Source organism: Paracidovorax sp., from assembly GCF_057642795.1.
Genome location: NZ_JBXYZY010000049.1, coordinates 86,124 through 99,844, shown reverse-complemented (window position 1 = coordinate 99,844; position 13,721 = coordinate 86,124). Strand labels below are relative to the sequence as shown.

General features: G+C 71.1%; 14 protein-coding genes. 9 read left to right on the top strand and 5 right to left on the bottom strand.

The window, feature by feature from the left end; genetic code table 11:
• Window positions 1-67: 67 nt before the first annotated feature.
• The 9 genes from AC3A84_RS19005 to AC3A84_RS18965 all read left to right on the top strand — a co-directional run bounded on the left by AC3A84_RS19005 (window position 68) and on the right by AC3A84_RS18965 (window position 8,190).
• Window positions 68-1,540, top strand: a complete 1,473-nt coding sequence (locus AC3A84_RS19005) for a TolC family protein (RefSeq protein WP_487971588.1) — start codon at window positions 68-70, stop codon at window positions 1,538-1,540.
• Entirely contained in the window at window positions 1,537-2,673 is a 1,137-nt protein-coding gene (locus tag AC3A84_RS19000) for an FtsX-like permease family protein (protein WP_487971587.1), read from the top strand. The genes AC3A84_RS19005 and AC3A84_RS19000 overlap by 4 nt, the downstream gene beginning before the upstream one ends.
• Entirely contained in the window at window positions 2,670-3,440 is a 771-nt protein-coding gene (locus tag AC3A84_RS18995; protein ID WP_487971586.1) for an ABC transporter ATP-binding protein, read from the top strand. The genes AC3A84_RS19000 and AC3A84_RS18995 overlap by 4 nt, the downstream gene beginning before the upstream one ends.
• The gene (locus AC3A84_RS18990; RefSeq protein ID WP_487971584.1) at window positions 3,437-4,417 is read left to right on the top strand and encodes an efflux RND transporter periplasmic adaptor subunit; all 981 of its coding nucleotides are present in this window, start codon (window positions 3,437-3,439) and stop codon (window positions 4,415-4,417) included. The genes AC3A84_RS18995 and AC3A84_RS18990 overlap by 4 nt, the downstream gene beginning before the upstream one ends.
• Window positions 4,418-4,548: 131 nt before the next feature.
• A complete protein-coding gene (locus AC3A84_RS18985) occupies window positions 4,549-5,214 on the top strand; it encodes an MtnX-like HAD-IB family phosphatase (protein ID WP_487971746.1) in 666 nt (221 codons plus the stop codon).
• Between the two features lie 26 nt (window positions 5,215-5,240).
• Window positions 5,241-6,164: an alpha/beta hydrolase gene (locus AC3A84_RS18980; RefSeq protein ID WP_487971745.1), complete on the top strand. Its 924-nt coding sequence runs from the start codon at window positions 5,241-5,243 to the stop codon at window positions 6,162-6,164.
• Window positions 6,161-6,547: a DMT family transporter gene (locus tag AC3A84_RS18975; RefSeq protein WP_487971582.1), complete on the top strand. Its 387-nt coding sequence runs from the start codon at window positions 6,161-6,163 to the stop codon at window positions 6,545-6,547. Before AC3A84_RS18980 ends, AC3A84_RS18975 begins: the two co-directional genes overlap by 4 nt.
• A gap of 4 nt (window positions 6,548-6,551) precedes the next feature.
• Window positions 6,552-6,962, top strand: a complete 411-nt coding sequence (locus AC3A84_RS18970; RefSeq protein WP_487971581.1) for an EamA family transporter — start codon at window positions 6,552-6,554, stop codon at window positions 6,960-6,962.
• Window positions 6,952-8,190, top strand: coding sequence for a DegT/DnrJ/EryC1/StrS family aminotransferase (locus tag AC3A84_RS18965; RefSeq protein WP_487971580.1), 1,239 nt, complete (start codon window positions 6,952-6,954; stop codon window positions 8,188-8,190). The genes AC3A84_RS18970 and AC3A84_RS18965 overlap by 11 nt, the downstream gene beginning before the upstream one ends.
• A 39-nt stretch (window positions 8,191-8,229) precedes the next feature.
• On the opposite strand, the gene AC3A84_RS18960 is transcribed toward AC3A84_RS18965, so the two are convergent.
• The 5 genes from AC3A84_RS18960 to AC3A84_RS18940 all read right to left on the bottom strand — a co-directional run bounded on the left by AC3A84_RS18960 (window position 8,230) and on the right by AC3A84_RS18940 (window position 13,671).
• Window positions 8,230-9,162, bottom strand: a complete 933-nt coding sequence (locus tag AC3A84_RS18960; RefSeq protein ID WP_487971579.1) for an arginase family protein — start codon at window positions 9,160-9,162, stop codon at window positions 8,230-8,232.
• Window positions 9,159-10,232 (bottom strand): GNAT family N-acetyltransferase, encoded by a 1,074-nt coding sequence (locus AC3A84_RS18955; RefSeq protein WP_487971578.1) that lies wholly within the window; start codon window positions 10,230-10,232, stop codon window positions 9,159-9,161. Before AC3A84_RS18955 ends, AC3A84_RS18960 begins: the two co-directional genes overlap by 4 nt.
• A gap of 139 nt (window positions 10,233-10,371) precedes the next feature.
• The gene (locus tag AC3A84_RS18950) at window positions 10,372-11,745 is read right to left on the bottom strand and encodes an aspartate aminotransferase family protein (RefSeq protein WP_487971577.1); all 1,374 of its coding nucleotides are present in this window, start codon (window positions 11,743-11,745) and stop codon (window positions 10,372-10,374) included.
• 233 nt (window positions 11,746-11,978) lie between these two features.
• Window positions 11,979-12,473 carry a hypothetical protein gene (locus AC3A84_RS18945; protein WP_487971575.1) on the bottom strand — a complete coding sequence of 165 codons (495 nt, stop codon included), beginning with the start codon at window positions 12,471-12,473 and terminating at the stop codon, window positions 11,979-11,981.
• 175 nt (window positions 12,474-12,648) lie between these two features.
• Window positions 12,649-13,671 carry a LysR family transcriptional regulator gene (locus tag AC3A84_RS18940; RefSeq protein WP_487971574.1) on the bottom strand — a complete coding sequence of 341 codons (1,023 nt, stop codon included), beginning with the start codon at window positions 13,669-13,671 and terminating at the stop codon, window positions 12,649-12,651.
• Window positions 13,672-13,721: the final 50 nt, after the last annotated feature.

The following is a 13,721-nucleotide window of genomic DNA, read 5'->3' as shown; positions in this document are numbered from 1 at the left end:
TCCATGCATCGCCGCGCAAGCTTGGGGCGGTCCAATGCAGGCTCTCATCAAAGCAGCCTGCCCATTCGTGCGTTCCATTCCTTCGTTTTCCGCCGCCTGCGGCCGCTTCGGCGCAAGAGCGATGGCGCTCGCCCTGCTGTCAGGCTGCGCCGCGCCCGGCCCCGACGTTCCGCAGGCTGACAAGCAGGTGGTGGCGCCCACCTGGACCGCCCCCGTGCCCCAGGGGCCGGCAGCGCCCGATCTGCGGGCCTGGTGGAAGCACTTCCACGACCCGGCGCTCGATGCACTGGTGGACGAGGCGCTCATGCGCAACGTGGACCTCGCCATCGCCGGCCACCGCCTGCGCGAAGCCCGCCTGCAGGCCGGCCGCGCTGCGGTGCAGTTCCGCCCCTCGTTCAGCGCGGGCGCGCGCACCCTGCAGGACATCACCGCCACCGACACCTACTTCCACGCCAGCATCGACATGATCTGGGAACTGGGCCTATTCGGCGCCGGCGAAAGCGTCCGCTCCGCCGCGCGCGCCGAGGCCGATGCCTCCCAGGCGGACGCGCAGGGCGTGCGCGTGGCCGTGGTGGCCGACGTGGTGCGCAACTACCTTGACCTGCAGGCCGCCCGCCGCCAGCTGCGGCTGCTGGACGCGACGGCCCGCATCGACGACCGGGCGATCGCCCTGGCCGACGTGCGCCAGCGCACCCAGACGGGCACGGCCGACGAGATCGCTCAGGCCCGCGCCCAGTCGGCCCACAGCCTGGCTGCCCGCGCCGCAGCCGAAGAAGCCCGCGCTCGTGCCGCCCAGGCCCTGGCCGTGCTGCTGGGCCGGCCGGCGCCCGATCCGGCATGGTTCGCCCCCTCGGCGCCCGACGCCGTGGCCCTTGCGCCCTTCGCTTTCCAGGCCCTGCCCGCCGACCTGGTACGCACCCGCCCCGACGTGCAGGCCGCCGAGGCCGCCGTGCGCAAGGCTGGAGCTGCCCTGGGCCTGGCCCGCTCCGAGCTGTACCCGCGCATCTCCATCGCGGGCTCGCTGCTCTACTCCTACAACATCACCCAGAACCGCCGCACCACCAGCGACGACATGCCCGCCATCGGCCCGGTGATCGACGTGCCGATCTTCGACTGGGGCCGCCGGCGGATGCAGGTCGATGCGCAGCAGGAGGCGCTGCAGGCCGCGATGCTCGGCCAGGAGCGCGCCCTGCGCGCCGCCGTGGCCGAGGCCGAGGGCGCGCTGGCCGCGCTGGCCGCGCAGCAGGCCCGCGCAGACGCGCTGGCCACGGTCACCCGCACCTGGCAGCAGCGCAACGACGCGGCCGGCACGCGCACCCGGCTGGGCCTGTCCAGCGAATACGACGGCCTGGCCGCGCGGCGCGCCCTGCTGCAGGCCGAAGCCGAGCAGGCCACTGCCAACGACGCGCGCGCGCTCGCCTTCGTGGCGCTCTACAAGGCCCTGGGCGGCGCGCCGCTGCCGGCCGAGGGCGATGCCGCCGCGGCGCAGACAACGCAGACGCCCGCGCGGCAGCCCGGCACCCGGCCGGAGCCCTCATGATCGCGCTGGCCCGCAAGACCCTGATCCACGAATGGCGCCGCTTCGTGCCCGCCGTCTTCGCCGTGGGCTTCTCCTGCGTGCTGCTGTCCGTGCAGGCCGCGCTGGTGCTGGGTATTTTCGGCAGCGCCGCCGTCTATGTGCGCGCCTCGGGCGCCGACCTCTGGGCGGGCTACCCCGGCACGCAGAGCGTGAATTTCGGCCGTGCTATCGGTCAGGACGTGAACCTGCGCCTGGCCATGGACCCGGCCGTGACGGCCACCGAGCCCTACCTCTGGGTGGACGGCGACTGGCGCAGCAGCCAAGGCAGCGGCGGCGGCGTGTCGGTCTATGTGTCCGGCATCCGCACGGCGGCCGACGGCATGCTGTTCTCGCGCCTGCTGGCGCCCTGGCAGCGTGCCGCACTGCGCGACCCGGGCGCGGTGATCGTGGACCGCGAAGACCTCTCCACGCTGGACACCAGCGTCGGCGGCGCGGCATGGATCAACGCCCACCCCGTACATGTGGTGGCCGCCGTCGATGGCCTGCGCGGCCTGGGCGGCGTGAACGTGATCACCTCCGTCGACTCGGCCCGCGAGATTGCAGGCAGCGAAGCCTCCGCCGGCCCCACCTACGTCGTCGCCCGCACACAGACCGCCGAGCAGGCGAGCCAGGTGCAGGCGCGCCTCGCAGCGGGCGCGCCCGGCTTCGGTCCATTCGAGGTCTGGACGGCAAAGGACTTCGCCCGCCGCTCGCAGCTCTACTGGCTGTTCGACACCGGTGCCGGCGTGGCCGTGCTCTTCATGGTCGGCATCGTCTGCCTGGTGGGCACAGTGGTCACCAGCCAGTCGCTGATGGGCGTGGTGGCCGGCTCCGCTCGCGAATACGCCGTGCTCAACGCCCTGGGCGTGAGCCGCCGCGCGCTGGGGCGCCTGGTGGTCGAACAGGCCTGCTGGATCGGCGGGCTGGGCCTGCTGCTGGGGGGCGCGGCCAGCGCCGCGCTGCTGGTGCTGGCCAACACCTACGGCGTGCCGGTGGCCATGACGCCGCTCACCGCCGCCGCCTGCGCCCTGCTGGTCGGCGCCGTGACCCTGCTCTCGGGCCTGTTCGCCATGCGCGGCCTCATGGCCGCCGACCCTGCCCTGCTGCTGCGATGACGCCCTTCACCCCCCGCCCCTCCCTCGGCGCCGCCAGCCGCGTGCAGCGCGGCACGCCCAGTCTGCAGGCCATCGACCTGCACAAGTCCTTCGTGTCCGGCGTGGTGCAGGTCCAGGTGCTGCGCCAGATGAACCTGTCGATCCACGCGGGCGAGCTCACCCTCATCTCGGGCCCCTCGGGCTGCGGCAAGAGCACGCTGCTGTCGCTGCTGTCGGCGCTGCAAAAGCCTGACTCCGGCACGATCCGCGCGCTCGGCAACGACCTCGCCTCGCTGGACGCGCGGGCGCTGGAGCGCTTCCGCCTGCACCACACGGGCTTCGTCTTCCAGGGCTTCAACCTGTTTCCCGCGCTCACGTCGCTCGAACAGGTGCAGCTGCCGCTGGGCTACCTGGGCCTGAACGCCCGCGAAAGCCTGCAGCGCGCTCAGGATGCGCTGGACGAGGTCGGTCTCACGCCGCGAGCCCACATGCGCCCGGCGCAGCTGTCGGGCGGTGAGAAGCAGCGCGTGGCCATCGCCCGCGCCATCGCCAAATCGCCGCAGCTGCTCTTTGCAGACGAACCCACCAGCGCGCTGGACGCCGACAGCGGCCAGCGCGTGATCGACATCCTCCATCGCATCGCCCACGCGCACGGCACCACCGTGCTGTGCGTGAGCCATGACCCGCGCCTCGTCCGGCATGCCGACCGCGTGCTCGGCATGGAAGACGGTGCCATCCGCAGCGACTGGCGCCAGCCGGACGCCAAGCCCGAAGCCCCTGCCGCATGAACCGCCTCACCCGCTCCCTCCGGACCGCGCCGCTGCGCACCGCCACCGCCACGGCCGCCCTGGCCGCCGTGCTGCTAGCGCTCGCCGCGTGCAACGACCGCACGCCGTCACCAGGCGCCGCCGCGGCCTCCCTCAACGGCAGCAACGGCAACGGCTCTGCCGGCACGGCGAGCGCCGCATCCGCGAACGTGGCCGTGGCGCGGGGCCGTATCGAAGTGAAGGGCGGCCTGGTCGAGCTGGCACCGCTGCAGGAAGGGCTGGTCGAATCGGTCACCGTGCAGGAAGGCCAGCACGTCAAGCGCGGCCAGGTGCTGCTGCGCCTCTCGCCCACCGCCTCGCAAGGCGAGGTCAACGTCGCGCAGGCCGAACTGCAACTCGCCGAAGCGCGCACCAATGCCCGCGCCCAGCAGCTGCCCGCGCTGCGCCGCACCGCCGCGCGCCTGGCCGAAGCCAGCGCTGCCGGCGCTGCCGAACCCCAGCGCGCCGAAGAGGCCGCCCAGGCGGTGCGCACGGCCGAATCCGATGTCGCCATCGCCCGCGCCGAGATCGACGTGGCCCGCCAGCGGCTGGCGTTGCTGCGCAGCCAGCAGGGCCGGCTGGAGCTGCGCGCGCCCGATGACGGCATCGTCGTGCGCGTGAACACGCAGGCCGGCCAGCGCCTGATGGGCTCCAGCGGGCATCCGGCCATCACGCTGCTGCCCCACCGGCCGCTGCAGGTGCGTGCCGAAGTCAACGAAAGCTATGTCACCGCGGTCAAGACCGGCATGCCGGCCACCGTGACGACCGACGGCGACGCGGCGCCAGTCACCCTGCCGCCCGCCCGCGTGGTCCGCATGAGCCCGGTGCTCGGCGCCGCGCGGCTGCAGGACGAATCCCAGCGCGGCCCCGTACGGGTCGTCGAATGCATTCTGGAATTCGATACCCCACCCGTCGATGCACGCCCCGGCCAGACCGTGCGCGTCGCCTTTCACCGCTGAACCCACAGCCCCCATCGCAGGATTGCCCCATGCAAACCGTTTCCTCCTTCGCCCCCCATGACTCCCAGCGCCGCGTGATCCCCGTGGCGTCCGCCGCTGCCGAGCTGCACGGCGACACCCCTGCCGGCTGGATGGTCCAGTGCGACTTCGACGGCACCATCAGCACGGCCGACGTGACCGACTCCCTGCTGCAGCGCTTCGGCCAGCCCGGCTGGCAGGCGCTCGAAGACGCCTGGGAGCGCGGCGAGATCGGTTCGCGCGAGTGCATGAAGGGCCAGGTCGCGCTGCTGGACATGGACCGCGCCGAACTCGACGCGCACCTGGAGACCATCGCGGTCGATCCGCATTTCGCCGCCTTCGTGCGCGAGGCCGAGGCCCTGGGCATGCCCGTGCAGGTGGTGAGCGACGGCATCGACTACGCCATCCAGGCCGTGCTGGCGCGCAATGGCCTGGGCCGGCTGCCCGTGATCGCCAACCGCCTGGTGCAGGCCGGCCCGCGCCAGTGGCGCCTGGAATCGCCCTGGGCCAGCGGCCGCTGCGCGCGTGCCAGCGGCAACTGCAAGTGCGAGCGCCTGGCCGAGCAGCGGGCGCTGCACGGTCGCGTGCTCTTCGTGGGCGACAGCACCTCGGACTTCTGCGTCTCGGGCCGGGCCGACTTCGTCTTCGCCAAGTACAAGCTCATTGCCCACTGCGAAAGCAACGGCATCGCCCATGCACCGTTCGGCGACTTCTCCGACACGCTGGAGATGCTGCACCAGCTCGACGCGCTGGCCCCGCGCCAGCTGGAGATGGCATGAACGCAGCCGCCGCGACCCTGCGCGACATGGATGACACGTCCCCGGCCGGCCACGCATCGGCCGCAGCCCGTACCGGTACGGGCACCGAACACGAATACCTGCTCGAAGGCCACGGCCCGCTGGCCTCGACCGGCGTGCTGCTGATCCACGGCCTCACCGGCACGCCCAACGAGATGCGGCTGCTGGCCAAGGGCCTGAACCGCGCGGGCTTCACCGTGCTGGCCGTGCAACTGGCCGGCCATTGCGGCACGCAGGACGATCTGGTCGCCTCGCGCTGGCAGGACTGGGTGGCGAGCGCCCGACGCGGCGCTGACCGGCTCATGCAGCACACCGGCCAGCCGGTCGTCACCTGCGGGCTGTCGATGGGCGCTCTGCTGGCGCTGGCCCTGGCCATCGAGCGGCCCCGGCAGGTGGCCGGCGTGGTGGCGCTTTCCACCACCTTCCGCTATGACGGATGGAGCATTCCGGGCTACACGCGCCTGGCTTTCCTGCTGCCGCTCTTTCGCGCCTTGGGGCTAGGCCGCCGCAGCGTCTTCATGGAAGCGCCGCCCTACGGCATCAAGGACGAAGCCCTGCGCGAGCGCGTGGTGTCGCAGATGCACTCGGGCGACAGCGCCGCGGCGGGCCTGCCGGGCAACCCCTGGTGGTCGGTGATCGAGCTGCGCGCCCTCTCGGCCTACGTGCGGCGCAATCTGGGCAAGGTGCGCGCGCCCTGCCTGGTGATGCACGCCCGCCACGACGACATCGCCGCCGCCGGCAACGCCCAGGACATCGTGCGCGGCGTGCGCCACGCCCCGGTGGAACTGGTGCTGCTGGACGACAGCTATCACATGATCACCATCGACCGCGACCGCCGCACGGTGCTGGCCCGCACGCTGGCCTTCGCCGAATCGATCGCACAAGCGCAGCCAAAGCACCCGCATCCCAGCCAGGAAGGCTCCGCGCCATGACGCCATCGGAAGGCAGCGGCATCACGCCGCTGGTGGCCCTGCTCTGGCTGCTCAACATGCTGGTGGACACGGGCGGTCAGCTGGCCTTCAAGGCCGCCGCCACGGCCGACCCGCGCGCGGGCACGGGCCTGGCCCGCTGGATCTGGATGGCGCGCCGGCCCTGGCTCTGGATCGGCATCGGCTGCTACGTGGCCGAGTTCCTCGTCTGGCTGGCCTTTCTCTCGCTGGTGCCGCTCTCGGACGGCGTGCTGCTGGGCTCGATCAACATCGTGGCCGTGATGGTCGCCGGGCGTTTCCTCTTCCGCGAAAAGCTCTCGCCCCTGCGGGTGGCGGGCATCCTGCTGGTGTCGGCGGGCGTGGCCATCGTCGGGCTCAAGGGGTGATGCCATGAAACGCTTCTATGCCATCGGCTTCCTCATCCTGGTCGCGTTCGACACGCTCGCGCAGATCAGCTTCAAGGTCGCGGGCGAGCATGCACTGCCGCTGGAATTCTCCAGTGCCTGGCTGCTGCGTGTCTTCGGCCAGCCGTGGATCTACGGCGCCTTCGTGGGCTACGTGGGCGCCTTCTTCACCTGGATGACGCTGCTCGAGCACGCGCCCATCGGCCCGGCCTTCGCGGCCTCGCACCTCGAAGTCGTCTCCGTGCTGGCGCTCTCGGCGCTCCTGTTCAACGAACCCATCGGCTGGCCGCAGCTGTTGGGCGCCGCGCTGATCGCCGCGGGCATCGCCTGCCTGGCCCGCAGCGAGGCCGATGAGCAGGCGCCCCCGGCCACAGCCCCCGCGCCCCATGGTGCCTGAGGCGCCGCCCACCGCCGGCCTGCCGATGGGCTGGCGCGACCTGCTGCCTGGCGGCGATGCCGATCTCGGCGGTGCGCTGGCGCGCTTCCTGAAGGTGCCGGCCGTGCAGGTGGAATGCTCAGGCACCGCCGCGCTGGTGGTGGCCCTCACCGCCCTGCGCACGCGCGATGCCGCTCGCGACGAACTCATCGCCCCGGCCTACACCTGCCCGCTGGTCGCCCTGGCCGCCGCGCATTGCGGCCTGCGGCTGCACCTGTGCGACCTTCAACCCTCCAGCCTGGACCTGTGCCCCGACGCACTCACCGCGCTCTGCGGCCCGCGCACGCTGGCCGTGCTGCCCACGCACCTGGCGGGCCGCGTGAGCGATGTGGCGCCGGTGCGCGCCATCGCCCATGCGGCAGGCGCCCGCGTGATCGAGGACGCCGCCCAGGCCCTGGGCGCGCGCGAGGCGGGCGGCGCCTGCATCGGCACCACGGGCAGCGACATGGTGTTCTTCAGCATGGCCGTGGGCAAGGGCCTGACGATCTTCGAAGGCGGCGCGTTGGTGGTGGCCGATGCCGGACTGCGCGAGGCCTGCGCGCAGGCGGCCCGCAGCGTGGCGCCCTGGCGCTGGGGCTGGGAGCTGCGCCGCAGCGCGGAGCTGCTGGGCTATGCCGCGCTCTACCGCCCGGCCGGCCTGCCGCTGGCCTACGGGCTGCCGCTGCGCCGGGCACTGGCGCAGGGCGACCGCGTCGCGGCAGCGGGCGACGATTTCGACGATGCCATCCCGCTGCACCGCGTGGGACGCTGGCGCCGCGCCGTGGGCGTGCGCGCCCTGGCCCGCCTGCACGCCTGGCTGGACGACGGCCGTGCGCGGGCGCAGCAGCGCATCGCACGGCTGCGCGAGCGCGTGCCGGAACTGCAGGTGATCGAAGACAGCGCTGCCGTGCCGGGCGCGCAGGGCACTTGGCCGGCCCTGCTGGTGCTGCTGCCCAAGGCCTCCCAACGCGAAACCGCCATCGCCGCGCTGTGGGGCCAGGGCCTGGGCGTGAGCCTGCCCTTCGTGCATGCGTTGCCGGACTACCCGCGCTATGCGCGGCACATCGCCCGTCAGGCAAACGGCAGTTGGCCGCAGGCGCGGGACTTCGCCGCCCGCGTCCTGGCCATCAGCAACAGCCCCTGGCTGGACGACGCCGGCTTCGACCGGATCTGCACGTTGCTACGGCAGGCGGTGCGGCCGGGCCCGTAAACACAGCCACGCGACTTCATGGCCGCAGCGACAGCGAGGTCAGCTGTCCATCTCCAGCATGTCCAGCAGCCAGACGTTGAACGCGGCCTGCGCGGCTTGCCAGGCGGGCATTTCGGCCCGCTGGGCGCCGGTGTCCTGCCCGTCGCCCGCGCTCAGCCAGCGTTTCCAGGCCGCGGCATAGCGGTAGGTGGAGACGTCACCGGTCACGTCGCTGCCCACCAGATGGCCGCGCAACCCTGTGAGCACGGCCGCCACGTGGCGCGCCTCCAGCGAGCCCTGGTCCCAGTTGGTGCGCACCACGCGGGGCGAGAACACGTCCTTGTCGATGCTGAGATAGGTGGGCAGGCTCTGGCGGCTCAGCATGCTCATCACCGCCTCGACCAGCGCATCCACGTCGGGGAAGGAGCGGAAGCGCTCGCCCACGCCCAGCCAGCGGGCCCAGCTGGTGTCCACGCCGGTGCTCCAGTAGGTGAGCCGGCCGGCGCGCAGCGGGCCGAGGTAGTTCTCCCAGGCATGGCTGGCGCCGATGTCGCCCGAGGTGATGCCCACCACGTTCACATGGGCCACCTGCGGCAGCAGCGCCACGCGCCGCACCCACGAGCCGCAGTGCACGCCGAAGGGAAAGCGCATGTTGTCAGGGTGGTTGTCGAGCACCAGCACATGCAGCGGGCGGGCGGCGGAAAAGGCGCGCGCGGCGATACAGCGCTCGATCAGCGGCCAGCTCAGATGATGGAAGTCGCCGCTGCCCACGAAGACGGTGCCGTGGCTATCGAAAGCTGGCATGCGGGCAGCGAGCTCGGTGCGGAACGCCTTCATGGTCCAGGTGGTGCAGCCGAAGCGCAGCCGCTCCTGCCAGGCATCCAACAGCCGCAGGCGCACTTCGCCCGGCAGCGGACCCACGGATGCGTCCAGGTCCAGCACCACGGGGGCGAGGGCCTGCGTCCTCGTGTCAGCGGCAGCGGTCGCCCTCATGGCCTGGCGCCCCCCATGGCCTCGTCCTGCCAGCGGCTGTCGCTCTCGAAATGGCCGGCGAAGCGGCGCGCGAGCGCGCGCAGCACCGGGTTGCGCACATGCACGGCGTGGCGCGTCCAGGTGAAGCGAGCGCCCAGGCTGCGCTTGACCTCGGGGTCGGTCCAGCCGGCGATGTAGTGCGTCAGGCCCCGTTCGATCGCGTATTCGAGATTGACCATCCAGCTCACAAAGTAAAGATTGACCTCGCGCGCGGCCGGGTAGGACAGGCCGATGTACTTGTCCACCAGGCGGCCACCGTGCTCGTAGCAGAGGTTCCAGCCCAGCAATGCGCCGGTTTCGGCATGCCGGTACTCGAAGCTGATGCCGCCGCTCGCGCCGTCGCGCAGCACCGCCGCGAAGAAGCTCCGCGTCAGCCGGTCGAAATGTACTTCGCTCTGGGCATGAACGGCGTCGTAGAGCGCGTAGTAGGCGTCCACGCGGTCGTCCTGCGCGAAGGCCTCGCCGGTGGGCACGCGCGCGATGTGCAGCTCCGCCCGGCTGCGCAGCTTGCGCCGCAGGTTGCTGCGGCGGCTGGACGACAGGCGCGAGAGGTACTCGTCCACGCTGGCGAAGTCGATGGGCACGTAGGCCAGCGCCTGGCCCTCGACCAGCACGTAGCCCTGGGCGGCGCAGGCCTCGGCGAGCTGCCGGGCGTAGGCGTTGTCGGCCTCGCTCAGCAGCGGCGAATCCTGCGGGATGTCCTTGACGATGGCGAGCGCGTACCGCCGCCCGGGGCCCGTGCGCACGGCCTCGGCCAGCGCCTCGGGCGGGGCCTCCTGCGGCAGCGGGGCGTATTCCGTCACCGTGGTGCCCACGAAGGCGGTGCGCACGCGCAGCCAGCGCGACCAGTGCGCGTAGAGCGGCAGGCGGGCCAGGCGCGCCTTGAGTGCGTCATCCGCCGTGGTCAGCAGATCGAACGGTGCCTCGAAGACGGGCGCAGGCACGCCGCCCAGCCAGCCGAAGCCTTCCGGCGGATGGGCGAGCGCATGCTGCACGAGCGACTCGGGCTCCAGCCGGTTGCGCCAGCGCATCAGGAAACCTCAGCGCCCGAACGCGAACCCCGCCAGCAGGCGCGGACGCCGCGCAAGGGCCGCCCCGCCGCGCTGGCGCCGCCCTCCTCCCCGCGAAGCGAGAGAAGGGAGGAGCGGCGAAGCTGCTCAGCGGGCCGGATCACTTCTTCGCGCGGGTCAGCAGCTGGTCCAGCAGCACCATGGCCTCGTCGATCTCGGAGCGCGAGATCATCAGCGACGGCGCGAAGGTGATGACGTTCTTGTAGTAGCCGCCCACGTCGAGCACCAGGCCGCGCTTCTGGCCCTTGTATTCGAGCGAGCCTTCCAGGCCCATGTCGACCATCTTGTCGAGCAGCGCGCGGTTGGGCGTGAAGCCGTCTTCGGTGCAGATCTCGGCGCGCAGTGCCAGGCCCAGGCCATCGACGTCGCCGATTTCCTTGTGGCGCTTCTGCAGGTCCTTCAGGCCTTCGAGGAAGTACGCGCCGCTGTCGCAGACCTGCTTGCCGAAGTCCACCTCGTGCGTCATCTTCATCACTTCCAGGCCCAGGGCCGTGCCCAGCGGGTTGGAGGCGAAGGTGGAGTGGGTGGAGCCCGGCGGGAAGATCGTCGGGTTGATCAGCTCTTCGCGCGCCCACAGGCCCGAGAGGGCGTTCAGGCCGTTGGTCAGCGCCTTGGCGAACACCAGCACGTCGGGCTGCACGCCGAAGTTCTCGATGGACCAGAGCTTGCCGGTGCGCCAGAAGCCCATCTGGATCTCATCGACGACCAGCAGCACGCCGTGCTCGTCGAGCACCTTCTTGATGCCCTTGAAGTAGTTGGCCGGCGGGATCACGTAGCCGCCCGTGCCCTGGATGGGCTCGATGTAGAAGGCGGCGTATTCGCACTGGCGTGTCTTCGGGTCCCAGACGGCGTGGTACTCGTTCTCGAACTTGCGGGCGAACTCGGCCACCAGCGAATCGCCGTATTCCTCGGCCGTCATGCCCTTGGGGCGGCGGAAGGGGTACGGGAAGGGCAGGAACTGCGCGCGGTCGCCGAAATGGCCGAAGCGGCGGCGGTAGCGGTAGCTGGAGGTGATGCTGGAAGCGCCCAGCGTGCGGCCGTGGTAGCCGCCCTCGAAGGCGAACATCAGGCTCTTGCCGTTGCTGGCATTGCGCACGACCTTGAGCGAGTCTTCGATGGCCTGGGCGCCGCCCACGTTGAAATGCACGCGGCCGGGGCGGCCCCACTTCTTCTCGGCGTCCTGGGCGATGGTCTTGGCCAGCTCGATCTTGGTGGGGTGCAGGTACTGGCTGGCGACTTGCGGCAGGGTGTCGAGCTGCTGCTTGAGCACGTTTTCCAGACGCTCGTTCTTGTAGCCGAAGTTCACGGCCGAATACCACATCTGCAGGTCGAGGTACGGCGTGCCGTTGTCGTCCAGCATGTAGCTGCCGTTGCAGCCCGTGAAGATCTTGGGCGGGTTCACGTAGTGAACGGTGTCGCCGAACGAGCAATATTTGGCTTCGTCCGCGAGGAGCTGGGCAGCGTCGAGGGTCATGAAACAGGGACTCCGGAAAAGATATTCAACGGAGTGTGAGCAGCGAACCTTGATCGACTATCGAGCTTTTGTGCGCAATGTGTGCAGACGCCGGCAGGCGCCCGAAAAAAAAACCCTGGGCGCCTCGGCGGGAGGAACTCAGGGAACAAGCCCCGCTGGAGGGGAGGGGTCGAGGAAATCGACGAGAGCGTTGGCGCGGGGCCGCCCGGAATGCCGGTGCAGGCCCCGGGGCCTCAGCAGCCTGCAGGCCGGTTGGGTCGCATCGGCACCAGGCCCGTGACCACGACCGCAGCACCGTCGGACGCCGTCAGGCGCTTGCCGGACAGCCGGACGCGATCGGAGCCTCGCACCACGGCCACGTCGGACCAGTCGCTGGCGCCGAATTCCTTGCCCCGGAAGGTCAGCCAGGCCTCATAAACCGTCACGCCGTCGGGGCGGTAGCGGATGTCGCCGGAGGCGGATCCGGTGCTGCCGACCTTGTTGATGCCGTCGAAGCGGAAGGTGCATACCTCGGGGTACGAGCCGATGGGGTTCTTCTTGTCCACGTCGGTCAGGTTGACATTGCCGTCTCCGTAGATGCCGTTCAGGCTGGAGTCGCTGGCGGAGGTGACGGTCAGAACGCCGGTCTGTTCGCTGGGGGTGGGGTCATCGTCGTTGCCACCGCCGCAGGCGGTCAGCAGCAGGCTGGACGCGGCGATGGCGGCGCAGGCCGTGAGCAGGGATTTCATGAGGTTCCTGGAAGTCTGAGATCGTTTGGATAAGCGCCACCTGCTACAAAAGGCAGAGCGGCGCAGCCAGGAGCGATCGTAGAAATCCGCGCAAGGGTGGATTGTCGTCCCGCCGCAGCAGAGCCTGTAGGACTCGGCGCAAGCGCTGTGCGCGAGGCAGGCGCAAGCCCTCGCTCTACCCTGCCGGCCCGCAATGCGCGGACGGCGCCCAGCGCGCTTCGGCATAGCGCAGATCCACATGCGCCTGCAGAAAATCCAGCACCGCGCGGGTACGCGGGGGCAGCCGGTCGGGCCGCCCCACATAGACGGCGTGGATGGGTTCCAGGTCGCCGCAATCGAAGGCGTCGAGCACGGGCACGAGGCGGCCCTGCACCAGATCGTCCCAGGCGTGGTAGAGCGACAGCCGGGCCAGCCCCGTGCCCTGCAGCGCCAGCTGGCGCATCACGTCGCCGTCGTTGACGCGGATGACCTGGCCGGCATCCACCGCCACCCGCCGGCCCTCGACGAGGAAGGGCCAGTGCGCGATGGCGCGCGGGTAGTTCCAGCCCAGCCGGACATGGCGCTGCAGATCCTGCGGATGTGCAGGAACGCCGGAGTGCGCCAGATAAGCAGGCGAGGCCACGACGACCTGCCGCGTGCGGCCCAGCAGACGGGCGATCACGTCGGATGCCGGCAGGGCGCCCCAGCGGATGGCGATGTCGATGCCGGCTTCCGCCAGATCCACCACCTGGTCGGAGAAATGCAGGTCCAGGCCCAGCCCCGGCAGCGCCTCCAGCAGCCGCGGCACCAGGGGCAGCAGCAGCACCGTGCCGGTCGATGTGCTGGCGCTGATGCGCACGGTGCCGCGCGGCTCGCTGCGCGCGGCGACCTCGGCCTCCAGCTCCGCGAGATCGGTCAAGAGGCGCTTCGCGCCCTGGCTCAGTTGCATGCCTTCGGGCGTGAGCAGCACGCGCCGGGTGCTGCGCTGCAGCAGCTGCACGCCCAGCCGCGCCTCCAGCCGCGACATGGCCTTGCTGACGGCCGAAGGCGAAACGCCCAGGTGCCGCGCCGCGGCCGACAGGCTGCCGCGCTCGGCCACCAGGGCCAGCGTTTCCAGATCGCCCAAGCGATGCGCATCGGCCAGGCCGCCGCCGGCAACGGGCACGGGGGCAGGTGCGGGCACGGGCACGGGCAGTTGGGCAGAAGGAACGGCAGGCATGGGGTCGTCGGGACGCAGCAACGAAAGGGAGAAAGGCCTCTTTATTTGTG